Source organism: Pseudonocardia sp. Ae717_Ps2, from assembly GCF_001932475.1.
Lineage (GTDB): Bacteria > Actinomycetota > Actinomycetes > Mycobacteriales > Pseudonocardiaceae > Pseudonocardia.
Genome location: NZ_MCIS01000001.1, coordinates 855,984 through 880,858, shown reverse-complemented (window position 1 = coordinate 880,858; position 24,875 = coordinate 855,984). Strand labels below are relative to the sequence as shown.

Genomic DNA, 24,875 nt, shown 5'->3' with positions numbered 1-24,875 from the left:
TATATCAGTCATAGTCAAGAGGTGTGGGCATGTCCGAGAACTGTTACGCACACATGACGGGTTAACATGCGACGGTGACCGCACTGCCCGACGACGCCGAGCCGGAGTACACCTCGCTCGCCGACAAGGCGTACACGGTGATCCGGGACCGGCTGATCATGCTCGACATCCCGCCGATGACCGCGATCGACGACGTCGCCCTCGCGAAGTCCCTCGATGTCGGTCGCACACCGGTGCGGGAGGCCCTCAAGCGCCTGGAGATCGACCGGCTGGTCGTCTCCTACCCACGGCGGGGCACGTTCGCGACCGGGGTCGACATCACCGACCTGGCCTACATCTCCGAGATCCGGGTGCAGCTGGAGCCGCTCGCGGCGCGCCGCGCGGCCGAGTACGCCGGCCCCACGACCCGGGCCGACCTCGCCGAGCTGGCCGACACCATCGACCGGATCGACGTGCGCACCCTGGACCGCGACGCGCTGATGCGCTGGGACCTGCACGTCCACCGGACGATCTACGAGGCAGCGGCCAACCCGCACCTCGAGGACACCCTGATCCGCTACGACAACCTGGCGACCCGGATCTTCTGCCTGTTCCTGGACCGGATGACGCACTTCGACCAGCACGTCGGCGAGCACTCGGGCCTGCTGCGGGCCATCGCGGGGCAGCAGGCCGACGAGGCGGCCGACCGGGCCCGCGCGCACGTCATCGGGTTCGAGAAGGCGGTCCGCGAGGTCGTCTGACCCGGCTCAGACGTGGGCGCGTGCCGAGCGGACGGTGTGTGCCAGCAGCAGGGCCGTCGTCACCGGTCCGACGCCGCCGGGCACCGGCGTGAGCGCACCGGCGCGGGTCGCGACGTCGGCGGCGTCGACGTCGCCGACCAGGCTGCCGTCGGGGGCGGTGTTCGTCCCCACGTCGACGACGACCGCGCCCTCGGCGACGTGCTCGGCGCGGATCAGCCCGATCCGCCCGACCGCGACCACGAGCACGTCCGCGGTGCGGGTGTGCTCGGCGAGCTCCTTGGTGTGGCGGTGGCAGATGCCGACCGTCGCGTCGCGTTGCAGGAGCAGCTGGGCGGTCGGCTTGCCGACGACCAGCGAGCGCCCCACGACCACGGCGCTGCGCCCGGCCAGCTCGACGCCGTGGTGGTCGAGCAGCTCGAGCACCGCGGCCGCGGTGGCCGGCGGGTAGGCGGGCAGGCCCGCGGCGAGCCGGCCGGCCGAGAGCGGGTTGGCGCCGTCGACGTCCTTCTCCGGGACGATCGACGCGGCCAGCTCCTCGACCCGCACACCGTCGGGCAGCGGGGTCTGCAGGATTATGCCGTGCACGGTGTCGTCGCTGCTCAGCCGGGCCAGGGTGGCGGTGATGGACTCGGCGTCGGCGTCCGGGCCGAGGTCGAGGACCTCGCACTCGACGCCGACCCGGCGGGCGGCCCCGGACAGCGAGCGGACGTACCAGCCCGCGCCCTCGTCGGCGGTGGCGACGACGACGGCCAGCCGCGGCACGACGCCGAGGACAGTGAGCGCGGCGGCCTCGGCCTGCACCCCCTGGCGCAGCTCGCGGGCGCGCGCGGTGCCGTCGAGGACGACGTGGTCGGGGTGGGGGGCCGGCCGGGTGGTGGGTGGCGGGGTCATCGGCGGATCTGCTCCCGGACGTCGTCGGTCACCTTGTCGGCCCGGCGCAGCAGGTCGTCGACGCCGGTCAGCGCCGCGGACAGCTCGGTGCGCGCCTGCGGGTCGGTGAGGCCCGCCAGGTTGATCTCGACGTTGAGCCGGGCGGTGCTCGCCGCGGCCCGTGCGGCGTCGGCCGCCGCGCCCACGTCGCTGATCACGTTGGGGTTGCCGATCGGCCGCAGCCGCTCGGCGAGGTCGACCACCTGCTCGGCGGCGCGGATGACCTGTGCGGGAATCCGTCCCGCCTCGACCGTCGCGGCGGCGATCGCCGCGCTGCGGACCTGCTTCGCCTCGTCCGTGTCGCGCGGGAGCTTGTAGGCCGCGCCGACCGCGCCGAACGCGCGGGCGTCGTCCTCGGCGAGGCCGAGGCCGGTGATGCGCAGTGCGTCGGCCCGGTTGCGGACGTCGAGGACCGTCTCGGCGTGCTCGGCGTAGCGCTCGCCGTCGGTGTAGCGGGCGACCATGCCGAGCAGGGCCGCGGCCTGGGCGAGGTGCAGGCCGGCCGTCGCGCCGCCGCCGGGGGCGGGGACGCGGGCGGCCAGGTCCCAGAGGAACCGGTCGAGGGTGTCGGAACGCATGGGGGTCCTTCCGTGCGGCGGAGCGACGGTGCGTCGTCGGGTGCGGAGGCGGGGGCGGCCGGTCGGGCCGCCCCCGCCCCACCGGGTCAGCGCCGGATGCGGCTCATCTCCGGGTCGAACAGCGGCTCGGCCGCGACCGAGGCACGGATCCGGCGGTCGAAGTACTGGATCTCGACCGTCGCCCCCACCGGCAGCCCGGCGGGCAGCCAGGCGTAGGCGATCGGGGTGCCCAGGGTGTAGCCGTAGGCCGCGGAGGTGACGTAGCCGGCGGGCTCGCCGTCGACCAGCACCGCCTCGTGGCCGAGGACGACGCTGCGGCCGTCGTCGACCGTGAGGCAGGTCAGCCTGCGGGTGACGGCGTCCGGGTCGATCTTCTCGACGGCCTCGCGGCCGACGAAGTCGCCCTTGGTGTGCGGGCGGACCGCGAAGCCGAGCCCGGCCTCGTAGGGGTTGTGCTCGGTGGACATGTCCGCACCCCAGGAGCGGTAGCCCTTCTCCAGGCGCAGGCTGTTGAACGCCGCGCGCCCGGCCGCGACCACACCGAGCGGGCGCCCGGCCTCGTAGAGCACGTCCCACAGCTTCCGGCCGTACTCGGCGCTGGTGTAGATCTCCCAGCCGAGCTCGCCGACGTAGGACAGCCGCATCGCGGTCACCGGGATCCCGGCGATGTGCGCGGACATCGCGCGGAAGTACTTCAGGCCTTCGTGGGAGAAGTCCTCGCCCGACAGCGGCTGGACCAGGTCGCGGGCCAGCGGCCCCCACACGCCGATGCAGCAGGTGCCGCCGGTGATGTCACGGACGGCCACCGAGTGGTCGTCGGGCAGGGCGCGGCGCAGGTGGTCGAGGTCGAGGTGGGAGTTCGCGCCGACCTGGAACAGCTGCTCGCCGAGACGGGCGACGGTGAGGTCGGACCGGACGCCGCCCGCCTCGTCCAGCATCAGGGTGTAGGTGACGGCGCCGACGGACTTGTCCATCTTGCCGGTGGTCAGGCCCTCCAGGAACGCGCACGCCCCCGGCCCGGAGACCTCCAGGCGGGTCAGCGGGGTCATGTCGTACATCGCGACCGCGGTGCGGGTCTTCCAGGCCTCGACCGCGACGACCGGCGAGTGGAACATCGCCGACCAGGCGTCGCGGGACGGGGCGCGCCACTGCGGCGGCATGTCCTTGGCCAGGGCGGCGTTGGCCTCGTACCAGTGCGGGCGCTCCCAGGCGTGGGACTCCAGGAAGAACGCGCCCAGCTCCCGCTGCCGGTCGTGGAACGGGCTGGTCCGGATGCCGCGCGGGGACAGCTTGGGCTGCAGCGGGTGCAGCACGTCGTAGATCTCGACGAAGTTCTGCTGGGAGGTCTCGTCGACGTAGGCGTCGGTGGTCTCGACCTCGTCGAACCGGTTGACGTCGCAGCCGTGCAGGTCGAGCTCGCTGCGGCCGTCGACGAGCAGCTGCGCGACCGAGCGGGCGACGCCGGAGGAGTGCGTGACCCACACGGCCTCGGCGACCCAGAAACCGGCGACGTCGGGCGACTCCCCGATCAGCGGGCCGCCGTCGGGGGTGAAGGAGAAGACGCCGTTGAACCCGTGCTCGATCTTCGAGCGCTGTAGACCGGGCAGCAGCTGCTGGCTCTGCTCCCACTGCCGCGCGAAGTCCTCCTCGGTGAAGGGCAGCATCGAGGGCTGGGTGCGCTCGCCGACCTCGCCGTCGCCGACCTCGGGCAGCTCGGAGATCGACACCGGCATCGGGCGGTGGGCGTAGGAGCCGATGCCGAGGCAGTCGTTGTGCTCGCGGTAGTAGAGGTCGGCGTCCTGGTGGCGCAGGATGGGCAGCCGCGCCTCGACGAACTCACCGTGCGGAGCCCCGGCGGAGCGCGCATCGGCACCGTTGCGGCCGACGAGCTGCTCGACCTGGGTGGTGCGGGCGTACTGGTGCGCCAGCGGCAGCAGCGGCACCCGCATGCCGACGAGCTTCCCGAGCTCGCGGCCCCAGAACCCGGCGCAGGACACCACGATGTCGGCGGGGACGGTCTCGCCGTCGGCGGTCTCGACGCCGGTGACCCGGCCGCCGGACTGCGCGATGCCGGTGACCCGCACCGAGCCGCGGAAGACCGCGCCGCGGGACTCGGCCCGCCGGGCCAGCGCGACGACGGCGCGGGCGGCCTTGGCCAGGCCGTCGGTGGGGGTGTGCAGGCCGCCGAGGACCTGGTCGGGGTCGAGCAGCGGGTGCAGCCGCGCGCACTCGGCCGCGTCGACGACCGCGGCCGGCACACCGCGGGAGATCGCCCAGCCCTGCTTGCGGTGCAGGTCGGCGAGCCGCTCCGGGGTGGTCGCGACCTCCAGGCCGCCGACCTGGTTGAAGCACCAGCCGTCCGCGGTGGTGCCGTCGTCGAGACCGAGGAGCTTCTCGACGGTGTAGGTGGCGAACGCGGTCATGGTCTTCGACCCGGTGGTCTGGAAGACCAGGCCGGGGGCGTGCGAGGTGGAACCGCCGGTCAGGGGCAGCGGCCCCTGGTCCAGGACGGTGACGTCGGTCCAGCCGCGGGTGGTGAGCTCGTCGGCCAGGTTCGCCCCGACGATCCCGGCTCCGATGATGACGACACGGGGGGTCATGGTGGTCTCCTTGTGCGTGGTCGTCGGGCGGGTCAGCGGGCGAGGGACGGGACGCCGGAGCCGCCGAACTCGAGGGCGGCGTCGAGCAGCCAGTCCGCGAGGTAGCCGGCGAACGAGCTGCGCACGTGCAGGTCGAACACCGCTCCCCCGTCGGCGTCGGACCGGTCGTCGCGGGCCAGCAGGAGCACGGCGGCCCGGCCGAGCAGCGTCTGGGCGCTGCTCCCGGCCGGGAACGAGCGCGGGTGCAGGTCGAGCGCGCAGCCGAAGGACAGCAGCTCGCGGGCGAGCCGGCCGCCGATCCGCAGGACGACGCGCTGGGCGGAGGTGTCGGTCGCGGCGCCCCCGACGCCGGTGTCACCGGCGACGAGTGCGCGCAGCGCAGCCTCGCCGACGCCCCGGTTCCCGGTGTGGCTGGTGACCAGCCACTCGTCGGGGCCGAGCCAGACGACCTCGCCGTCACCGGTGTCGACCCAGGTGTTGGGCCGGACCGGCAGCGGGACCCCGAGCGCGGCGTCGACACCGGCACGGGCCGGTGCGGACGGGTCGAGCCGCAGCGTCACCGACTGCGCGACCGGGAGCACCTCGACCGTGAGATCGCCCCCGGTGTCGCGGGACAGGGCGGCCAGCGCCGGGATGTGGGCGTCGAGCGGGTGGGTCGTGGGCAGCGGGATCGACTCAGCCGTCACGGCGGGCTCCTTCCGGGTCGACGAGGACGGGTCCGGTGATCTCGACCGGGACCAGCGCCCCCTGGTGCGGGACGTGCACGACGTCGCCGATGCGGTCGCGGCCGCCCTTGAGCAGGGCCAGGGCGAACGGCCGCTCCAGCTCCGCGGACAGGTAGCTGGAGGTGACGTGGCCGAGCATCGGGACCGGCGGCGGGGGCAGGGTGCCGTCGGGTGAGAACTCGACGATCTGCGCGCCCTCCGGCAGCCGGGTGCCGCGGTCGGTCGGGAGCAGCCCGACCAGGTGCTTGCGCATCGGGTCGGTGTTGGAGGCGCGGGCGAAGGAGCGCTTGCCGACGAAGTCGACCTTCTTCTTCGACACCGCCCAGCTCATCCCCAGGTCGTGTGGGGAGACGGTGCCGTCGGTGTCCTGCCCGATGATCGGGTAGCCCTTCTCGGCGCGCAGGACGTGCATCGTCTCCGTGCCGTAGGGGGTGATCCCGTACGGCTCGCCGGCCGCGATCAGCCGCTCCCAGACGGCCAGGCCGTACCGGGCGTCGACGTTGACCTCGAAGGCCAGCTCGCCGGAGAAGGAGATCCGGGCCAGCCGGACCCCGACGCCGTCGAGCTCGGTGTCGCGCCAGGTCATGAACTCGAACGCCGCGGCGGAGGCGTCGACACCGGGGAACACGGCGGAGATCACGTCGCGCGAGCGAGGCCCGACGACCGGGAACACCGCCCAGTGCTCGGTGACCGACGTGAGGTTCACCTTCAGGTGCGGCACCTCGGTCTGGCGCCAGTCCTCGAGGTGGTCCAGCACCGAGGCCGCGCCGCCGGTGGTCGTGGTGAGCAGGAAGCGGTCCTCGGCGATGCGCAGCACGGTGCCGTCGTCGGTGACCATGCCGTCGTTGCCGCACATGACGCCGTAGCGGACGCGGCCGACCTTCAGGCTGCTCATCAGGTTGGTGTAGACGAGGTCGAGGAACTGCCCCGCGTCCGGTCCCTGGACGTCGATCTTGCCCAGCGTGGAGCCGTCCATGATCGCGACGTCGCGGCGGGCCGCGGCGCACTCGCGCAGCACGGCGGCGTCCATGTCCTCCCCGGCCAGCGGGTAGTGGCGCGGTCGCTTCCACTGGCCGACGTCCTCGAACACCGCGCCGTGGGCGACGTGCCACGGGTGCACCGCGGTGGTGCGGACCGGGTCGAACAGGTCCCCGCGCTCGCGGCCGGCGAGCGCGGCGAACGACACCGGGGTGTAGGGCGGGCGGAACGTGGTGGTCCCGAGGTCGCCCGCCGGGCGGCCCAGCAGCTCCGCGGTGATCCCGGAGGCGATGGTGCCGGAGGTCTTCCCCTGGTCGTGGGCGGTGCCGATGGTGGTGTAGCGCTTCACGTGCTCCACCGAGCGCAGCCCGGCGCCGACGGCCCGCTCGATGTCGGCCACCGTCGCGTCGCGCGCGATGTCGACGAACTGGCGCGTGGAGTCGCCCGCGGTGCGCCACAGCACCAGGCCGGGGGTGCGCGCCGGCTCGGGTGCCGAGCTCGGGGCGTCGCCGCCCGCGCCGTCGTACAGGCAGCCGGCCAGGTCGAGGGTGCCGTTGGCGGCGCCGATCACCTCGGTGCCCGCGACCGCGGCGCCGGGACGGAAGGCGCCCAGGCCCGCGTCGTAGACGAGCTGGCCGCGGACGTGGCTGAACAGGTGCGCGGTCGGCGTCCAGCCGCCGGAGACCAGCAGCAGGTCGCACGCCAGCACCTCGGTGCCGTCGCCGGTCGCGACGTGCGCGGCGGACACCCGGCCCGCGTCGTCGCCGTCGGAGCCGACGACGGTGGCCCCGGCGCGCAGGGCCACCCCGGCCTCGGTGCACTCCCGCGCGCGCTCGGCGGGCAGTTCGGAGCGGGCGTCGACGAGGGTCACCCGGGCGCCGGCACCGGCCAGGTCGGCGGCGGCCAGGTAGGCGGCGTCGTCGGTGGTGAACACGACGACCTCGCGGCCGGCGAGCACGCCGTAGCGGTGCAGGTACTCGCGCGCCGCGGAGGCGAGCATGACGCCCGGCCGGTCGTTGTCGGCGAACACCACGGGGCGCTCGATCGCGCCGGCCGCGACGACGACCTTCCCGGCGCGGATGCGGTGCACCCGCTGGCGGGACCGGTGCGCCGGGGCTGTGCCGAGGTGGTCGGCGCCGATGCTCGTGCGCCGCTCCAGGGCCAGGACGAACCCGTCGTCGTAGTGGCCGAAGGCGGTGGTGCGCTGCAGGTGGCGCACCTCGGGGTTCTCGGCCAGCTCGGCGACGACGTCGGCGACCCAGCGGTGCGCGGCGCGGCCGTCGATCCGGTCGGTCGGGACGAGCGAGCCGCCGGCCTCCAGACGGTCGTCGACGAGCACCACGCGGTCGCCGCGACGGGCCGCGGTGCGCGCGGCGAGCAGCCCGGCCGGGCCGGCGCCGACCACCAGGGTGTCGCAGTGGGCGTGGCGGCGGTCGTACCGCGCGGTGTCGGGCACGGTCGCCAGCCGGCCCTGCCCGTTCAGCCCGCGGGCGACCAGGCCGTCGTACAGCTCGACGGTGGCGGCCTGCAGCATCGGCTCGGGGAACGGCTCCTCGATCTGCACGAGGCCGACCGGGTCCTCGGTCCAGGCCCCGCCGATGCCGCGGGGGCGGCCGAGCTTGACCGAGCCGCCGAGCACGGTGACGCCGTGCGCGAGCAGTGCCGAGGCGAGCGTGTCGCCCGGGTGACCGGTGTAGGTGGTGCCGTCGAAGACGAAGGTCAGTGTACGGGTGCGGTCGATGCGCCCGTACCCGTCGATGCGGGTCATGTGCGGGTCCCCGGGATCTGCGGCCGGGCCTCGCCCATCGGGTAGACGGCGAGGAACCGGTAGGTGTGGGTGTCGCGGACGGCGTTGAACCAGCGGCGGCAGCCCGCGGAGTGGCTCCAGCGCTCGGCGAACGGGCCCTTCGGGTTGTCCCGGAAGAACACGTAGTGCGCCCACTGCTCGTCGTCGAGCTCGGCCGGTGCGGCCGGGTACGCGACGTGGGCCTGTCCGCCGTAGTGGAACTCGACCTCCTCGCGGGGGCCGCACCAGGGGCAGTCGATGAGTTGCACGTCGGGCTCCTAGTGGGCGACGCCGGCGGCGCCGTGCTCGTCGACGAGCGCGCCGGTGACGAACCGGTCGAGGGCGAACGGGGCGATGTGCGGGTGCAGCTCGTCGGTGGCGATGGTGTGGGCCAGGCACCAGCCCAGCCCGGGGGTCACCTTGAACCCACCGGTCCCCCAGCCGGAGTTGACCAGCACGTTCGTGTACGGCGTGCGGCCCACGATCGGCGACGCGTCCGGGGTGACGTCGACGATGCCCGCCCAGCTGCGCAGCAGGTGCGCCCGGGCGAACACCGGGAACAGCTCGACCGCGGCGGCCATCTGGCGCTCGATGATGTGGAAGGCGCCGCGCTGGCCGTAGCCGTTGTAGGAGTCGACGCCGGCGCCCATCACGAGCTCGCCCTTGTGCGCCTGGGAGACGTAGACGTGCACCGCGTTCGACATGACGATCGTCGGGTGCACCGGCTCCAGCAGCTCGGACACCAGCGCCTGCAGCGGGTGCGACTGCAGCGGGGTGTCGACGCCGAGCCGGTCGAGCAGGGTCGAGGTGTGCCCGGCCGCGCAGAGCGCGACCTGCCCGCAGGCGATGTCGCCCCGGCTGGTCCGGATCCCGGTGACCCGGGCCGTGCCGTCCTCGACGGAGCCCTCGGTCACGAAGTCCAGCATCTCGCAGTCCTGGATGAGATCCACCCCGGCCTCGTCGGCGCGGCGGGCGAAGCCCCAGGCCACGTAGTCGTGCTTGGCGATGCCGGCACGGGGCTGGTAGGTCGCGCCGAGCACCGGGTAGCGGATGTCGTGCGAGACGTTGACGATCGGGCAGATCTTCGCGACGTCGTCGGGGCCGAGGTACTCGGCGTCGATCCCGTTGAGCTTGTTCGCCTCGACCCGGCGGACCGAGTCGCGCACGTCCTGCTCGGTGTGGGCGAGGTTCAGCACGCCGCGCTGGGAGAACAGGATCGGGTAGCCGAGGTCCTCCTCCAGCCCCTCCCACAGCTTCAGGGCGTGCTCGTAGATGAAGGCCGACTCGTCCCACAGGTAGTTCGAGCGGATGAGGGTGGTGTTGCGGGCCATGTTGCCGCCGGCCAGCCACCCCTTCTCCAGCACCGCGACGTTGGTGATGCCGTGGTTCTTGACCAGGTAGTGGGCGGTGGCCAGGCCATGCCCGCCGCCGCCGACGATGACCACGTCGTAGGAGCGCTTCGGCTCGGGGTTGCGCCACAGGGCGTCGGGGTGCTCGGGCAGGTGGGCCCCGGGGGGCGCGTTCTCGGTGCCGGTGTGCTCGGTGCTCATGCCGTCAGCTCCGGGTAGAGGGGGTGGCGGTCGGCGAGGACGGTGACGCGGGCGGCCAGCTCGTCGAGCTCGGCGTCGCCCGCGGCGGGGCGCAGCGCGCGGGCGATGACGTCGGCGACCTCGGTGAAGTCCTCGGCGCCGAAGCCGCGGGCGGCCAGTGCGGGGGTGCCGATCCGGACCCCGGAGCTCACCATCGGCGGGCGCGGGTCGAACGGGACCGCGTTGCGGTTGACGGTGATGCCGACCCGGTGCAGCCGGTCCTCGGCCTGCTTGCCGTCGAGCTCGGAGTCGCGCAGGTCGACCAGGACCAGGTGGACGTCGGTGCCGCCGGAGACCACGCCGACGCCGGGCTCCTGGACCAGCCGCTCGGCGACGATCCGGGCACCTTCCAGGGTGCGCTGCTGGCGCTCGGCGAACGCGGGCTCACCGGCCAGCTTGAACGCGACGGCCTTGGCCGCGATCACGTGCTCCAGCGGGCCGCCCTGCTGGCCGGGGAAGACCTGCGAGTTGAGCTTCTTCGCGAGCTCGGCCCGGGCCAGGATGATGCCGCCGCGCGGGCCGCCGAGGGTCTTGTGCGTGGTGCTGGTGACGATGTCGGCGTGGGGCACCGGCGACGGGTGCAGCCCGGCCGCGACGAGACCGGCGAAGTGCGCCATGTCGACCATCAGGCGGGCACCGACCGCGTCGGCGATCCGCCGGAACTCGGCGAAGTCGAGCTGCCGCGGGTAGGCCGACCACCCGGCGACGATCAGCTTGGGGCGGCGTTCGTGGGCCAGGCGCTCGACCTCGGCCATGTCGACCCGGTGGTCCTCGGCGCGGACGTGGTAGGCGGCGACGTCGTAGAGCCGGCCGGAGAAGTTGAGCCGCATCCCGTGGGTGAGGTGCCCGCCGTGTGCCAGGTCGAGACCCAGGATGGTGTCGCCCGGGTCGAGCAGCGCGGCCATGGCGGCGGCGTTGGCCTGGGCACCGGAGTGCGGCTGGACGTTGGCGTAGTCGGCGCCGAACAGCGCCTTCACGCGGTCGATGGCGAGCTGCTCGACGACGTCGACGTGCTCGCACCCGCCGTAGTAGCGGCGGCCGGGGTAGCCCTCGGCGTACTTGTTGGTGAGCACCGAGCCCTGCGCCTGCATCACGGCCAGCGGCGCGAAGTTCTCGCTGGCGATCATCTCCAGGGTGCCGCGCTGGCGACCCAGCTCGGCGGCGACGGCCGCGTGCACCTCCGGGTCCACGTCGCGCAGCGTCCCGTCGAGGACCCCCGCCGCACCGTTCGACGGACCCCGATCCACGGCGAACGTCGTCATGGGCACCTCCAGATATCTTCTCCAGCGGACTGATATATCAACTGTCTGCGTTCAGCGTCGCACGGGCGGTCCCGGCAGGTCAAGAGGCTGATCGTGGCCCGTGCGACCGGGCCGGGACACGCCTGCGGCGCAGGTCCCCACGAGGACCTGCGCCGCAGGTGACGAGCCGGGTCAGCGGATCCGTTTCGCCAGCTCCCGGCGCATCCGCCCGAAGGGCCGGGGACGGTCGACGCCGAGCACGCCGACGGCCTCGCCCTCGGCGTCGAGGAACACCGCGAGGAAGCCGCCGTCGCCCTCGGGGTCGCCGTCGTCGATCCGGACCGTGCCGTCGGCGTCCCGGTGGCCGGCGAACTGGATGTTGTGCCCGTACTGGTCGGACCAGAAGTAGGGCACCGCGTGGTGCGCGGGCAGCGAGTGCTCGGCGCCGAGCAACGCCGCGGCCGCGACGGCGGGCTGCTGCAGGGCGTTGGTCCAGTGCTCCAGGCGCAGCCGGTTGCCGGTGTAGGCGCGGTGCGCGCTGGCGCAGTCCCCCACCGCCACGATCCCGGGCAGGTTGGTGCGGCCCTCGGCGTCGGTGACCACGCCGTCGTCGAGCTCGACGCCGGAGCCTTCGAGCCATTCGACGTTGGGCAGCGCGCCGATCCCGACCACGACGACGTCGGCGGGCAGCTCCCGGCCGTCGGTGAGCTCGACCCCGGTGACCCGGGGCGAACCGACGAGCCGGGCCACACCCGCCCCGAGGAGCAGCGGCACCCCGGCGGCGGCGTGCAGGCGGCCGCAGGCGGCGCCCATCTCGGGCCCGAGAGCCCGCTGCAGCGGCACCGGCGCGGCCTCGACGATCGTGACCTCCAGACCGAGGCCGTGTGCGGTCGAGGCGACCTCGGCCCCGACGAACCCGGCGCCGATCACCACCAGACGCCGGCCGGGGACGAGGTCGGCGCGCAGCGCGCGGGCGTCGTCGAGGGTGCGCAGGGTGTGCACCCCGCCGGGCAGCTCGCCCGGCAGGTTCCGGGCGCGGGCGCCCGTGGCGAGGACGACGGCGTCGGCCGAGAGGGTCGAGCCGTCGTCGAGGGTGACGGTCCGGGTCGGACCGTCGAGGGCGAGTGCGGTGCGACCGAGGCGCCAGTCGACGCCGAGCGCGGCGTCGTCGTCCTCGGTCAGGGCGATGGCGTCCTCGTCGGAGCTCCCGGCGAGGAACTCCTTGGACAGCGGAGGGCGGTCGTAGGGCAGGTGCTTCTCGTCCCCGACGACCGTGATCGTCCCGGTGAACCCCTGGGCGCGCAGGGCGCGCACGGTCGCAAGACCGGCGAGCGAGGCACCGACGACCGTGACGTCGCGCATCAGGTTCCGGCCTGTACGCCCGGACGGGCGCCGGTCGCGACGCCGGAGGCGGGGACGGACTCGACGACGTGGACCACGCCGTCGGCGACCACCACCTGGTGCGTGCGGACGGGTGTCTTCGCGGGCGGGCCGCTCGGCATCCCGGTCCGCAGGTCGAAGCAGGCCGCGTGCAGCGGGCACTCCACCGCACAGTCCTCGAGCCATCCGTCGGACAGCGAGGCGTCCTGGTGGGTGCACGTGTCGTCGATCGCGTACAGATCGCCGTCGACGTTGAAGACGGCGATGGGCACCGTCCCCTGGACACGAACGGACTCCCCGACGGGGATGTCGGACAGCTCGCCCACGAAGATCATGGTTCCTCCACTGTTGCCTATCGCGAAACTCGCCATGCCATGCGCAACCGTATGGTGAGGCCGCAGGTCGCAGCCGTCAACGAGGGATTTTCTCGACCGGCCGCGAGGGGCATCGGCGTCACGACGTGGAAAAGTGAGCGGCTGTCCCCAGTGACCGAAAGGGCCCGGAAACCGGCACCGGCACATTCCGGGCCGCCCGTCGACGAAAGATATATCACTCGTGGACACGTGACACCATGGCCGTGAGAATGATGGTGTGGCGATACTGCATCGCCACGTCGGCGTGGCTGCCGCGACGCGGCCGATCGATCCGAGGGGGGACCATGACCGAGGGACCGCGCAGGCCCCGACGTCGCGGTCCGGTCGCGGTCGAGGAGGAGCGCACTGTCCGCCGGGCGGCTGCGGCGGCATCGGTCGGCAACATCGCCGAGTGGTACGACTTCGGCCTCTTCTCCTTCCTCTCCGCGGTGGTGCTGAACCGGGTCTTCTACCCGGAGGCCGGCGAATGGTCACTGACGCTGACGCTGGCGACGTTCGCTGCCGCGTTCGTCGTCCGGCCGCTCGGCGGGTTCGTGTTCGGCCCGCTCGGGGACCGGATCGGCCGCACCCGGGTGCTCGCGTTCACGGTCCTGTTGATGACCGTCGCGACGCTCGCACTGGGCCTCGTGCCCTCCTACGAGACGGCAGGGGTCGCCGCGCCGCTGCTGGTGCTGCTCATCCGGATGCTGCAGGGCTTCTCCGCGGGCGGGGAGTACACCGGTGCGCTGACCCTGGTCGCGGAGTACGCGCCCGACCGCCGTCGCGGGTTCTTCGGCAGCTGGCTGGAGTTCGGCACGATCACCGGCTACATGCTCGGCGCGGGTGTCTGCGGCGCGCTCGTCGCGGTGCTGCCCGAGCAGGACCTGCTCGACTGGGGCTGGCGGATCCCGTTCCTGCTCGCCCTCCCCCTCGGGATAGCCGGCATCTACCTGCGGATGCGCCTGGAGGACACCCCGGCGTTCCGACAGCTGATGGAACGCTCCCCCGCGCTCGCGACGATGCCCTACCGGCGGGCGATGCAGATCCTGGTCCGCCGCTACCGGGTGCCGGCCCTGGTGACCGCGGCGCTGGCCGTCGCCTGGAACGTCACCAACTACGTCCTGACCAACTACATGCCCACCTACCTGACCGGGACGCTCCCCCGGCACGGCCAGCACGGCGCCTCCGGGGCCGCCACCGGCGCCATGCTCGTCGCGGTCATGCTGCTCATGCTGTGCGTGATCACCGGGGTGGGCAGGCTCAGTGACCGGATCGGCCGCAAACCGGTCCTGATGGTCACGAGCCTGACCCTCGTGGCCGTCGGACTGCCCGCGGTCTGGCTGATGCGCGACGGCATGGTCGGCCAGTTCGTCGGGCTGCTGCTGCTGGCCGTGGTCCTGGTCGGCTTCGCCGCGGTGCTGCCCTCGACACTGCCCGCGCAGTTCCCGACCATGGTCCGCTACGGCGGCCTGGGCGTGGTGTTCAACCTGTCGGTGTCGCTGTTCGCGGGCACCGCACCGACGCTGATCGAGACCGCCGTGACCGCCACCGGCAACCTCGACTGGCCGGGGTACTTCCTCGTCGCCGCGGGTCTGGTCGGCGTCGTCGCCGTGGTGTTCCTGCCCGAGTCCGCGGGCCGACCGCTGGCCGGCGCGGCACCGCTGACCTCCAGCGCGGACCTGCCCCCGCCGCCGATGTCGGCCGACGGCATCCCGCTCGAGCAGCCCTACGATCACACGCACTGACCCGCCCGCGGCACCGGTGCGGGCCGACCCGCGCCCCCTCTTGGCACGATTGATATATCAGTCTAACATCGTCGGCATGACCAGAGCCCGGCGTGGATCGGAGCGACCGTGAGCATCTCCGTGTTCGACATGTTCAAGGTCGGCATCGGCCCGTCCAGCTCGCACACCGTGGGGCCGATGCGGGCCGCGTCCCGCTTCGTCGGGCGGCTGCGGGCCTCGGGCGACCTGACCCGGACGGCGTCGGTGCGGGTGGAGCTCTTCGGTTCGCTCGGCGCGACCGGGCACGGCCACGGCAGCGTGAAGGCGGTCGTGCTGGGCCTGGCCGGGCACGAGCCGCACCTGGTCGATCCGGTCGCCGCCGACCCGATGGTCGAGCGGGTGCGCGCCGAGGGCCGGATCCGCCTCGGCGGCGAGCACGAGATCGTCTTCGCCGCCGACGACGACGTCGTCCTGCACCGGCGCCGTCGGCTCGACTTCCACTCCAACGGCATGCTCTTGCAGGCCTTCGACGCCGACGGCGCCGTCCTCGACAAGCGCGAGTACTACTCGGTCGGCGGCGGCTTCGTCCTCGACTCCGACGAGGCGGGCCGCCCCGTCCTGGTGGCGGACGCGACCCCGGTCGCGTACCCCTTCACCACCGGCGACGAGCTGCTCGGCCTCACCCGCACCCACGGCCTGTCGATCTCCGACATCATGCTGGCCAACGAGTTGTCCCGGCGCACCGAGGACGTGGTGCGCAGCGAGCTGCTGCACATCTGGTCGGTGATGCAGGAGTGCGTCGAGCGCGGCGCCCGCACCGGCGGCACGCTGCCCGGCGGGCTCAGGGTCCGGCGCCGGGCGATGGCGCTGCGCGAGCGGCTGGAGGCGGCGACCGGCGAGCCGGACGCGCTGCACGCTATGGAGTGGGTGACCCTCTACGCCCTCGCCGTGAACGAGGAGAACGCGGCGGGCGGGCGGGTCGTCACCGCCCCCACCAACGGCGCCGCCGGGATCGTCCCGGCCGTGCTGCACTACGCGGAGCGGTTCCTGCCCGGCTTCGACGACGACTCCGTCGTCCGGTTCCTGCTCACCGCGGGAGCCGTCGGGCTGCTGTTCAAGGAGAACGCCTCGATCTCCGGCGCCGAGGTCGGCTGCCAGGGCGAGGTCGGGTCGGCCTGCGCGATGGCGGCCGCCGGGCTCGCGGAGATCATGGGCGCCACACCCGAGCAGGTCGAGAATGCCGCCGAGATCGGCATCGAGCACAACCTGGGTCTGACCTGCGACCCGGTCGGCGGGCTGGTGCAGATCCCGTGCATCGAACGGAACGCGGTCGCCTCGATCAAGGCCATCACCGCGGCGCGGATGTCGGCGCACGGCGACGGGATGCACCACGTCTCGCTGGACAAGGCCATCAAGACGATGCGGGAGACGGGTGCGGACATGAAGGACAAGTACAAGGAGACCGCCCGCGGTGGTCTCGCACTGAACATCGTCGAGTGCTGAGCCGTGTTCTCCGATCAGGACGACCTGGAGCGGTTCCTGCTGTCGCGGCCGGCGACCGGGCGCCGCAACGGCACCGCGCCCGACGCGCCCCGGGAGCGCACCCGCGAGGTGCTGGCCGGGCTGGGTGACCCGCAGGAGGCCGTGCGGACCGTGCACGTCGCGGGGACTGCGGGCAAGGGGTCGGTGTGCGCGTTCGTCGCGTCGCTGCTGACCCGGCACGGGTTCCGGGTCGGGGTGCAGGCCTCGCCGCACGTCTACGGCATCCGCGAGCGGTTCCGCCTCGGTGACCTCCCGGTCCGCGCGGACGTGCTCGACGACCGGCTCGCCGCCGTCGCGGGTTCGGTGGCCGCGGTCGAGGCGCGCCGGGGTGAGCGCTGCTCGTTCTTCGAGGTGGTGACCGCACTCGGGTTCGCCGCCGTCGCCGGGCGGGCCGACTACGCCGTCGTCGAGACCGGAATCGGGGGCCGGCTGGACCCGACGAACGTCGTCGCCCGCACGGACAAGCTGGCCGTGCTCACCGCGATCGGCCTGGACCACGTCGACATGCTCGGCAGCACGCTCGGCGAGATCGCCACGCAGAAGGCCGGGATCCTGCCGGTCGGCGGCCGCGCGGTGCTGGCCCGTGGCGGCCCCGAGACCGACGCGGCTGTGGCCAGGGAGGCGGCGCGCCGCGACACCCTGGTCGACGTCGTGGACGTCGCCGCCGCGGCCGCGCTGGCCCGGATCGGTCCGGGCGGCACCACCGTGGACCTGGCCGGCTGGTCGGACGTTCCGCTGGGCCTGCACGGCAGGCACCAGGCCGGGAACGCGGTGCTGGCCCTGCACGCGGTGTCGGTGCTGGCCCGGCGCGACGGCTGGCGGCTCGACCCGCTCGCCGTCCGTCAGGGGCTGGCGCTGACCTCGCTGCCGGGGCGGTTCGAGCGGCGCACCGTCGCCGGGACCCCGGTGGTGCTCGACGGTGCGCACGACGCACTGAAGCTGTCCGCGCTGGCCACCACGGTGGCCGAGACCCACCCGGGCGCCCCGGTGACCTGGGTGCTGGCGCTGGCCAGGGACAAGGACCTGGGCGAGGCCGTCCGGGCGGTCGCCGGGACCGGGGCGCGGGTCGTCGCGACCGGGCTGCCGGGCGGGGACCACCCGTCGCGGCACTGGAGCCCGTCCGAGGTCGCCGCGGCGGCGACGGCGGCCGGGATGTCGGCCGTCGCCGTCGCGGACCCGGCCGACGCCGTCGACCACGCGCTGGCCACCGGCGGGGGCGACCCCGTGGTGGTGACCGGGTCGTTCCGGCTGCCCGGCGCGGTCGCGTCGCGGCTGGACCGCGCGGCCGTCCCCGAGGGGCAGCCGGCATGACGATCACCGAGGACGTGTTCGTGGACTTCGACAGCCCGCGGTCGCTGGCCGACCGGGCCTACGTGGCCATCCGGGACCAGCTGATCATGCTGGAGATCCCGCCGCTGGCCCCGATCGACGACGAGGCCCTCTCGACCCGGCTCGGCCTGGGCCGCACCCCGGTGCGCGAGGCGCTCAAGCGGCTGGAGACCGAGCGGCTCGTCGTGTCCTATCCGCGACGCGGGACGTTCGCGACCGCCGTCGACATCTCCGACCTGCGCGACGTCGGCGAGGTGCGGACGGTGCTGGAGCCGACCGCTGCCCGGCGGGCCGCCGCCGTCGCCCCGGCGTGGCGGCGCGAGGAGCTGCGTGAGCTGGCCGGGCGGGTCGCCGCGCTCGAGGCGCCGCGGATGAGCCGGATCGAGCTCATGCGGTGGGACGTGACGGTGCACCGGTCGGTCTACCGGGCCGCCGGGAACCCGTACCTGGAGGACACGCTCACCCGCTACTACCACCTGGCCACCCGGATCCACTGCCTGTTCGTCGACCGCATGGACCAGGTCGGCCACCACGTGCACGAGCACATCGCGCTGCTGGAGGCGATCGCCGACGGCGACGCCGACCGCGCCGAGGCCGTCAGCCGCGAGCACGTCCTCGGCTTCGAGACCGCCGTCCGCGCGGTCCTCTGAACCCGCTCCCCTACGGAAAGGAACCCACTGTGCCGCAGCGTGTCCAGGGCGTCGTCGCCCTCGAGAAGGGCAAGCCGGTCTCGGTCGAGACGATCATCGTCCCCGATCCCGGCCCCGGTGAGGCCGTGGTGAAGATCCAGGCCTGCGGGGTCTGCCACACCGACCTGCACTACAAACTCGGCGGCATCAACGACGAGTTCCCCTTCCTCCTCGGCCACGAAGCCGCCGGCATCGTCGAAACCGTCGGCGACGGCGTCACCGACATCGCCCCCGGCGACTACGTCGTCCTCAACTGGCGCGCGGTCTGCGGACAGTGCCGCGCCTGCAACAAGGGCAAGCCCCAGTACTGCTTCGACACCCACAACGCGACACAGAAGATGACCCTCGAAGACGGCACCGAACTGTCCCCCGCCCTCGGCATCGGCGCCTTCATCGAGAAGACCCTCGTCCACTCCGGACAATGCACCAAGGTCAACCCCGACGCAGACCCGAAAGCCGCCGGCCTCCTCGGCTGCGGCGTCATGGCCGGCCTCGGCGCCGCCATCAACACCGGCGGCGTCGGGCGCGGAGACTCCATCGCCGTCATCGGCTGCGGCGGCGTCGGCGACGCCGCCATCGCCGGCGCCACACTCGCCGGCGCCACCACCATCATCGCCGTCGACACCGACCCGCGGAAACTCAAGTGGGCCGAAGAGTTCGGCGCCACCCACACCGTCAACGCCACCGAACAGGACCCGGTCGAGTTCATCCAGTCCGTGACCGACGGCAACGGCGCCGACGTCGTCATCGACGCCGTCGGACGACCCGAAACCTACAAACAGGCCTTCTACGCCCGCGACCTCGCCGGCACCGTCGTCCTCGTCGGCGTCCCCACCCCCGACCTGCACGCCCCCCAGATCCCGCTCATCGACTACTTCGGCCGCGGCGGCGCCCTCAAATCCTCCTGGTACGGCGACTGCCTACCCTCACGCGACTTCCCCACCTACATCGACCTCTACCTCCAAGGCCGCCTCCCCCTCGACAAATTCGTCACCGAAACCATCAGCATCGACGACATCGAAACCGCCTTCGACAAAATGCACGCCGGCGACGTCCTCCGATCGGTCGTGATCCTCTGATGGCCCCGACCGACTCCCCCATCGACCACGTCGTCACCTCCGGCACCTTCAACCTCGACGGCGGATCCTTCGACGTCGACAACAACGTCTGGATCATCGGCGACGACCACGAAGTCCTCGTCATCGACGCCGCCCACGACGCCGACGCCATCACCCACGCCGTCGGCGACCGCACCGTGAAGGCCATCGTGTGCACCCACGCCCACGACGACCACATCAACCAAGCACCCACCCTCGCCGACCGCTTCGACGCACCGATCCTGCTCAACCCCGCCGAACACGTCCTGTGGGACATGACCTGGCCCGACCGCACACCCGACCAGGAACTGTCCGACGGGCAGACCCTGACCGCGGGCGGGATCGACCTGCGGGTGCTGCAGACCCCCGGCCACTCACCGGGCTCGTCCTGCCTCTACGCACCCGAACTCGGCATCGTGTTCACCGGCGACACCCTGTTCCACGGCGGACCCGGCGCCACCGGACGCTCCTACTCCAACTTCGACACCATCATCGAGTCCATCCGCACCACCCTGCTCACCCTCCCCGCCGACACCCGCGTCCGCACCGGACACGGAGACCCCACCACCATCGGCGACGAAGCACCCCACCTCGACGAATGGATCCGCAACCGATCCTGACCCGACACCCCCGCTGCGGCCCGGCCCCTCACACCCAGGGGCCGGGCCGCAGCGGTTCCTACACCGAGATGCAGCTCAGCGGGCTCGGACGAGCCACGACTCCCCCTGAGCTGCATCTCGGCGACCGACCACCGGCATGGGAGCAGGCCCGACGGGGACCCGCCGGGCGAAGCGGCCGGCCGGGTACTCCACGAACATCGGCTGGTCGCCCACGAACTGCGACGATCGCGCCGGCTGCGCCGCGCACAGCGGTACGGCCGCCGGGCCGCCCACAGCGCCGAAACGGGTCGTGACAGCGGCCGGGTACCCGGGCAACGGGAAGCACCACGCATGAGCTGAGCACGCCGTACGGCGCGACCGGACGGACCCGCCCCAGCGCACCCGAGCACCGCAGCCGAGGACCGCGGCCGGGGTTCACGGCCGGACGTGCCGCCGGAGGGCGCGCGCACGCGGCCGGAGAGCGGGGACAGGCCGGCACAGCCGGGGCGGGCGCGCGGACGGCCCGGGCCTGCACGTCGCAGGGAGCACCTGCGCCGAGATGCAGCTCAGCGGGCTCGCGTGAGCCACGGACCCCGCTGAGCTGCATCTCGGCGACCGGTCGAGCAGACAGCGCGGAACGAGGACAGCGCGGGGCGGCGGGCAGCGCGTAACGGGGGGCGGCGCCGAACGAGGGTCGGCGGAACGAGGGGCGGCCGAGGGCGAGGGGCGGGGGCCGTGACGGGGCACGGCCCCCGGCGGTTCAGCCCCGGAAGCGGAACGGGGCGAGCTTCTCGGCCAGCTCGACCGGGTCGCCGTCCTCGCCCGGGGCGTGGTGGAAGCCCTCGGCCTCGGCGAGACCGATCAGCCGGCGCTCGTCGAACAGGCCGCAGACGTAGCGGACGGTGTCCTCGCCGATGTCGGTGACCGCGACGCGGAGCTGGTAGATGCCCGGGTAGTGGACCTCCTCGAGGTACTGCACCGACAGCGACGACGGGGACAGCCCGTCGAGCGGGCCGCCCGCCGGGTACCCGAGCACGTCGGAGTGCAGCTCGGCGAGGCCGTCGAGGTACCAGGCCGCCAGCGCGACGTTGTTGACGTGGCGGTTGGTGTCCAGGTCGGTGAAGCGGGTCCGCACGTCCCAGCGGAACGGGTAGTTCTCACGGACCGCGCGGGCCTCACCGCGGTCGGGACGGCTCGGGGCCGGGGCGTCGATGCGCAGCGTCGTCAGGGCGCCGCGGACCTCGTCGGTCAGCGGGGCCGGGGCGGTGCCGTCGGTGTGCACCGAGGTGGACTCACCGGTGGCGACGCACTCGTCGCCGGCGAAGACCGCGTAGCGGTAGGAGAACGACGTGGTGCCGATGTGGCTGACGCCGACGCCGATCCGGTAGGAGCCGGCGACCCGCAGCGGGGCCAGCACGTCCACTCGGATGGCGGCGAGCAGCAGTCGTACGCGGGACTGCAGGCGGGCGACGAGGTCGGCGCCGAAGGTGTCGCGCTCGACGGCGACGCGGGCGTCCTCGAACCAGCGCACCAGGGCGTCGCGGCCGATCCGGCGGCTCGGGTCGAGGTCGGCGTACCGGGCCTCGTGCTCGATCAGCACCGGGAACATCCCGGGCTCGGGCACGGTCGGCGTGGTGATGGTTGCTGTCACCCCTCCATCGTGACGCTGTGTCGCCGCTCACCGGCAACCGGCCGTCGGATATCACACCTGGTGAGCTGTCCGGATACACCGGGTGCGCGGTCCCGGGTGCCGGGCGGCCCGGTCACGGCCGGGCCTGTCGGAGGTGCTCGGTAACCTGCCGAACGTGCCTCCCCCCTCGACGGCCCCCGTGCGTACCCAGGACCTGCCCGGTGTGCACGAGCTGCTCGAGGTGGCCGTCACCTCGGTCGGCGGTGCGCGCCGCGAGGGTCAGGACCGGATGGCCGACGCGGTGCGCCGCTCGCTGTCGTCCGGGGAGCACCTGGCCGTGCAGGCGGGCACCGGCACCGGGAAGTCGCTGGCCTACCTCGTGCCCGCCATCCGGCACGCGATCGCCCGTGACACCACGGTCGTGGTCTCGACGGCGACGATCGCGCTCCAACGCCAGCTCGTGGACCGGGACCTGCCGCGCGTCGCGAAGAGCCTGAAGCAGGTGCTGGGTCGCGAGCCCACGTTCGCCATCCTCAAGGGGCGGCGCAACTACCTGTGCATGAACAAGCTGCACGGGGACATGGGAGACACCGCCGACGAGGCGGACCAGCTGTTCGACGCGTTCGCCATCTCGGCGCTCGGGCGGCAGGTGAAGCGGCTGCACGAGTGGTCCTCGGACACCGAGACCGGGGACCGCGACGAGCTGGTCCCCGGCGTCCCGGACTCCGCGTGGCGGCAGGTGTCGGTGACGGCGCGGGAGTGCCTGGGCGCGAGCCGCTGCCCGGTCGGTGAGGACTGCTTCGCGGAGAAGGCGAAGGCCGAGGCGGGTCGGGCGGACATCGTCGTCACCAACCACGCGCTGCTCGCGATCGACGCGATGGGCGAGGCGCAGGTGCTGCCCGAGCACGACGTCGTGATCGTCGACGAGGCGCACGAGCTGGTGGACCGGGTGACCGGCGCGGCGACCGCCGAGCTCACCGCGGGCACGGTCGCGACCGCGGCCCGGCGCTGCGGCAAGCTCGTCGACCAGGACACCGCGGACCGGCTCGCGGAGGCCGGTGAGGGCCTGGCGGCGGTGCTGGAGGACATGCCCCCCGGGCGCTGGGAGTCGCTGTCCACCGCCGCCGCGGGCGCGCTGAACGCCATCCTGTCGGCCGGGGCGGGCTGCCGGCAGGCGATGGGCGCGAACAAGCGCAGTGACGACTCCGACCCGGAGGGCGCGGCCGCCCGCAAGCTCGCCCAGGCCGTGCTCGACGAGGTCGTCGACACCGCCGCGCGGCTGCTCGAGACGTTCAAGGAGACCGACGCGGCCAAGCGCCGTGACGTCGTCTGGCTGGGCGAACAGGGGCCGGACGGGTCCCGGCACAAGGTGCTGCGGGTCGCACCGCTGTCGGTGGGCGGGCTGCTGCGCGAGCGGCTGTTCAACACCCGTACCACCGTGTTGACCTCCGCGACGCTGGCCCTGGGCGGGTCGTTCGACGCGCTGGCCCGGCAGTGGGGCCTGCCCGCCGCGCAGCCCAAGGAGGCCGGCTCCACCCCGCCGTCGAGCGTCGACGAGGGGCACGGCCCCGTCCAGGACCCGGAGGCGCCGCGCTGGCAGGGCCTCGACGTCGGTTCGCCGTTCGCGCACGCCAAGTCCGGGATCCTCTACCTGGCGCGCCGGCTGCCCAACCCGGGCCGCGACGGGCTGGCGCCGGAGACCCTCGAGGAGATCGAGGGACTCGTGCGCGCCGCCGGGGGCCGCACGCTGGGTCTGTTCTCCTCCATCCGCGCGGCGAAGCAGGCCACCGAGGCCCTGCGCGGAAAGCTCGACACGCCCCTGCTGTGCCAGGGCGACGACTCCACGATGCTGCTGGTCAAACGGTTCGCCGAAGACCCGGAGACCTCGCTGTTCGGCACGCTGTCGCTGTGGCAGGGCGTCGACGTGCCCGGCCCGTCGCTGTCCTGCGTGATCATCGACCGCATCCCGTTCCCCCGCCCGGACGACCCGCTGGTCGCGGCCCGGCAGAAGGCCACCGACGCCCGGGGCGGCAACGGCTTCCTGTCGGTGTCGGCGACGCACGCGGCGCTGCTGCTCGCCCAGGGCGCCGGGCGGCTGCTGCGCGCCACCGACGACCGCGGCGTCGTCGCCATCCTGGACCCGCGGATCGCGACCGCGCGCTACGGCGGGTTCCTGCGGGCGAGCCTGCCCCCGTTCTGGGAGACCAGCGACCGCGAGAAGGTGCACGGCGCGCTGCGCCGGCTGCGCGGGTCCTCGTGACCGGCTCCATACGGCGGACGACCCTCCTCCCGAGATAGATTGTGCACAACCAATGAAATCGGAGGAGTACCCATGGCGAACTACACGACCGAGGCCACCTCGACCGGCGGCGGCCGCGACGGCCACATCCGCAGCGAGGACGGCTTCATCGACCAGGACCTGAAGATGCCGCCGGAGCTGGGCGGCCCCGGCGGCGCCACCAACCCCGAGCAGCTCTTCGCCGCCGCCTACGCGGCCTGCTTCCACGGCGCGCTGCGGCTGGCGGCCCGGAAGGCGAAGGTCGCCGTCCCGGACGACGCACAGGTCACCGCGACCATCCAGCTGCAGCCCGACGACGTGAGCTTCCACGTCGCCGCCGACATCACCGCCCACCTTCCGGGCCTGGAGCAGTCGGCCGCCGACGAGCTGGTCGAGGCGGCGCACCAGGTGTGCCCCTACTCGAAGGCGAACCGCGGCAACGTCGAGGTCACCCTCACCGCCACGGTCTGATCAGGGACCGTCCGGCGCCGGGATCTCGAAGGCGTTGAGCAGCGCCGACACCGACAGGTACATGCCGGTCAGGTGGACGGTGTCGAGCACCCCGTCGCGGCCGATCGCGGCCTCGGCCGCGGCGTAGGTGTCGTCGGTGACCCGGTGGGTGCGGACCAGCTCGTCGACGAACCGGTGCACGACGAGCTCGTCGCCGGTCAGCACCTGGGCCGCGGTTCCGTCGAGCAGGGCCTGCACCGCGTTCTCGTCCAGCCCCACCGAGCGGGCGACGGCGGTGTGCGCGTACAGCTCGTAGGCGGCGCCCCAGGCCGCGCCGACGGTCAGGATGACGACCTCGCGCACGGTCGCCGGCAGGGACGACTCCTGCTGGTCGGTCGCGACCCACCGGTTGAACGCCGTGCCCGGGCGCGGGCGCAGCACGAACGCGTTGAACGGGCCGATGAGGCCGCCCTCGTCGTCGGTCGCGGCGAAGCCGGACTCCTCGGCCCAGCGGGCCGTGCCGGAGCGGATCCGGTCGACGGCGGCGCGCTGCTCGTCGTCGAGGTCGAGGGTCTCGTTGCGGGGCAGCCGGCCGCCCCAGTCCCGGGCGCCGGCAGGCGGGTGTGTGGTCACACCC

General features: G+C 73.4%; 21 protein-coding genes. 9 read left to right on the top strand and 12 right to left on the bottom strand.

All coding sequences use genetic code 11. From position 1 onward, the window contains the following. Positions 1-74: 74 nt before the first annotated feature. Entirely contained in the window at positions 75-740 is a 666-nt protein-coding gene (locus Ae717Ps2_RS04310; protein ID WP_075333061.1) for a GntR family transcriptional regulator, read from the top strand. Between the two features lie 6 nt (positions 741-746). On the opposite strand, the gene Ae717Ps2_RS04305 is transcribed toward Ae717Ps2_RS04310, so the two are convergent. The 10 genes from Ae717Ps2_RS04305 to Ae717Ps2_RS04260 all read right to left on the bottom strand — a co-directional run bounded on the left by Ae717Ps2_RS04305 (position 747) and on the right by Ae717Ps2_RS04260 (position 12,882). Then, complete coding sequence (locus Ae717Ps2_RS04305; RefSeq protein ID WP_075307925.1) at positions 747-1,631, bottom strand: bifunctional 5,10-methylenetetrahydrofolate dehydrogenase/5,10-methenyltetrahydrofolate cyclohydrolase; 885 nt, start codon at positions 1,629-1,631, stop codon at positions 747-749. After that, a complete protein-coding gene (locus Ae717Ps2_RS04300; protein ID WP_075307927.1) occupies positions 1,628-2,248 on the bottom strand; it encodes a cyclodeaminase/cyclohydrolase family protein in 621 nt (206 codons plus the stop codon). Before Ae717Ps2_RS04300 ends, Ae717Ps2_RS04305 begins: the two co-directional genes overlap by 4 nt. An 86-nt stretch (positions 2,249-2,334) precedes the next feature. Then, positions 2,335-4,848, bottom strand: coding sequence for an FAD-dependent oxidoreductase (locus Ae717Ps2_RS04295; RefSeq protein WP_075333060.1), 2,514 nt, complete (start codon positions 4,846-4,848; stop codon positions 2,335-2,337). 32 nt (positions 4,849-4,880) lie between these two features. Then, positions 4,881-5,534, bottom strand: a complete 654-nt coding sequence (locus Ae717Ps2_RS04290; protein ID WP_083702259.1) for a sarcosine oxidase subunit gamma — start codon at positions 5,532-5,534, stop codon at positions 4,881-4,883. Then, positions 5,524-8,319, bottom strand: a complete 2,796-nt coding sequence (locus Ae717Ps2_RS04285) for a 2Fe-2S iron-sulfur cluster-binding protein (RefSeq protein ID WP_075307931.1) — start codon at positions 8,317-8,319, stop codon at positions 5,524-5,526. Before Ae717Ps2_RS04285 ends, Ae717Ps2_RS04290 begins: the two co-directional genes overlap by 11 nt. After that, complete coding sequence (locus Ae717Ps2_RS04280) at positions 8,316-8,606, bottom strand: sarcosine oxidase subunit delta (RefSeq protein WP_020627387.1); 291 nt, start codon at positions 8,604-8,606, stop codon at positions 8,316-8,318. Before Ae717Ps2_RS04280 ends, Ae717Ps2_RS04285 begins: the two co-directional genes overlap by 4 nt. Positions 8,607-8,615: 9 nt before the next feature. Beyond that, positions 8,616-9,887, bottom strand: a complete 1,272-nt coding sequence (locus Ae717Ps2_RS04275) for a sarcosine oxidase subunit beta family protein (protein ID WP_075333059.1) — start codon at positions 9,885-9,887, stop codon at positions 8,616-8,618. Next, a complete protein-coding gene (glyA, locus tag Ae717Ps2_RS04270; RefSeq protein ID WP_075307935.1) occupies positions 9,884-11,188 on the bottom strand; it encodes a serine hydroxymethyltransferase in 1,305 nt (434 codons plus the stop codon). Before glyA ends, Ae717Ps2_RS04275 begins: the two co-directional genes overlap by 4 nt. Positions 11,189-11,359: 171 nt before the next feature. Continuing rightward, complete coding sequence (locus Ae717Ps2_RS04265; protein ID WP_075307937.1) at positions 11,360-12,529, bottom strand: NAD(P)/FAD-dependent oxidoreductase; 1,170 nt, start codon at positions 12,527-12,529, stop codon at positions 11,360-11,362. Then, a complete protein-coding gene (locus Ae717Ps2_RS04260) occupies positions 12,529-12,882 on the bottom strand; it encodes a bifunctional 3-phenylpropionate/cinnamic acid dioxygenase ferredoxin subunit (RefSeq protein ID WP_020627383.1) in 354 nt (117 codons plus the stop codon). Before Ae717Ps2_RS04260 ends, Ae717Ps2_RS04265 begins: the two co-directional genes overlap by 1 nt. A gap of 323 nt (positions 12,883-13,205) precedes the next feature. On the opposite strand from Ae717Ps2_RS04260, the gene Ae717Ps2_RS04255 reads away from it, so the two are divergent. The 6 genes from Ae717Ps2_RS04255 to Ae717Ps2_RS04230 all read left to right on the top strand — a co-directional run bounded on the left by Ae717Ps2_RS04255 (position 13,206) and on the right by Ae717Ps2_RS04230 (position 19,901). Next, a complete protein-coding gene (locus tag Ae717Ps2_RS04255) occupies positions 13,206-14,645 on the top strand; it encodes an MFS transporter (protein ID WP_075307939.1) in 1,440 nt (479 codons plus the stop codon). A 108-nt stretch (positions 14,646-14,753) separates the two neighbouring features. After that, positions 14,754-16,127 (top strand): L-serine ammonia-lyase, encoded by a 1,374-nt coding sequence (locus Ae717Ps2_RS04250; protein WP_075307941.1) that lies wholly within the window; start codon positions 14,754-14,756, stop codon positions 16,125-16,127. 3 nt (positions 16,128-16,130) lie between these two features. After that, on the top strand, positions 16,131-17,477 hold the full coding sequence (locus Ae717Ps2_RS04245; RefSeq protein WP_075307943.1) for a folylpolyglutamate synthase/dihydrofolate synthase family protein: 1,347 nt from the start codon (positions 16,131-16,133) through the stop codon (positions 17,475-17,477). Beyond that, a complete protein-coding gene (locus Ae717Ps2_RS04240) occupies positions 17,474-18,145 on the top strand; it encodes a GntR family transcriptional regulator (RefSeq protein ID WP_075307945.1) in 672 nt (223 codons plus the stop codon). The genes Ae717Ps2_RS04245 and Ae717Ps2_RS04240 overlap by 4 nt, the downstream gene beginning before the upstream one ends. Before the next feature lie 29 nt (positions 18,146-18,174). Further along, positions 18,175-19,263 (top strand): S-(hydroxymethyl)mycothiol dehydrogenase, encoded by a 1,089-nt coding sequence (locus Ae717Ps2_RS04235; protein ID WP_075333058.1) that lies wholly within the window; start codon positions 18,175-18,177, stop codon positions 19,261-19,263. Beyond that, complete coding sequence (locus tag Ae717Ps2_RS04230) at positions 19,263-19,901, top strand: MBL fold metallo-hydrolase (protein ID WP_075332910.1); 639 nt, start codon at positions 19,263-19,265, stop codon at positions 19,899-19,901. Before Ae717Ps2_RS04235 ends, Ae717Ps2_RS04230 begins: the two co-directional genes overlap by 1 nt. 739 nt (positions 19,902-20,640) lie before the next feature. Here the strand turns inward: Ae717Ps2_RS04230 and Ae717Ps2_RS04225 are convergent. Next, a complete protein-coding gene (locus Ae717Ps2_RS04225) occupies positions 20,641-21,531 on the bottom strand; it encodes a thioesterase family protein (RefSeq protein ID WP_020625605.1) in 891 nt (296 codons plus the stop codon). Positions 21,532-21,799: 268 nt separating this feature from the next. Between Ae717Ps2_RS04225 and Ae717Ps2_RS04220 the strand changes: the two genes are divergently transcribed. Further along, on the top strand, positions 21,800-23,770 hold the full coding sequence (locus Ae717Ps2_RS04220) for an ATP-dependent DNA helicase (protein ID WP_233147728.1): 1,971 nt from the start codon (positions 21,800-21,802) through the stop codon (positions 23,768-23,770). A gap of 72 nt (positions 23,771-23,842) precedes the next feature. Beyond that, on the top strand, positions 23,843-24,259 hold the full coding sequence (locus Ae717Ps2_RS04215; RefSeq protein WP_075333057.1) for an organic hydroperoxide resistance protein: 417 nt from the start codon (positions 23,843-23,845) through the stop codon (positions 24,257-24,259). Here Ae717Ps2_RS04215 and Ae717Ps2_RS04210 read toward each other — a convergent pair whose 3' ends face one another. Next, a complete protein-coding gene (locus Ae717Ps2_RS04210) occupies positions 24,260-24,871 on the bottom strand; it encodes a carboxymuconolactone decarboxylase family protein (RefSeq protein WP_075307955.1) in 612 nt (203 codons plus the stop codon). Between the last annotated feature and the right edge of the window lie 4 nt (positions 24,872-24,875).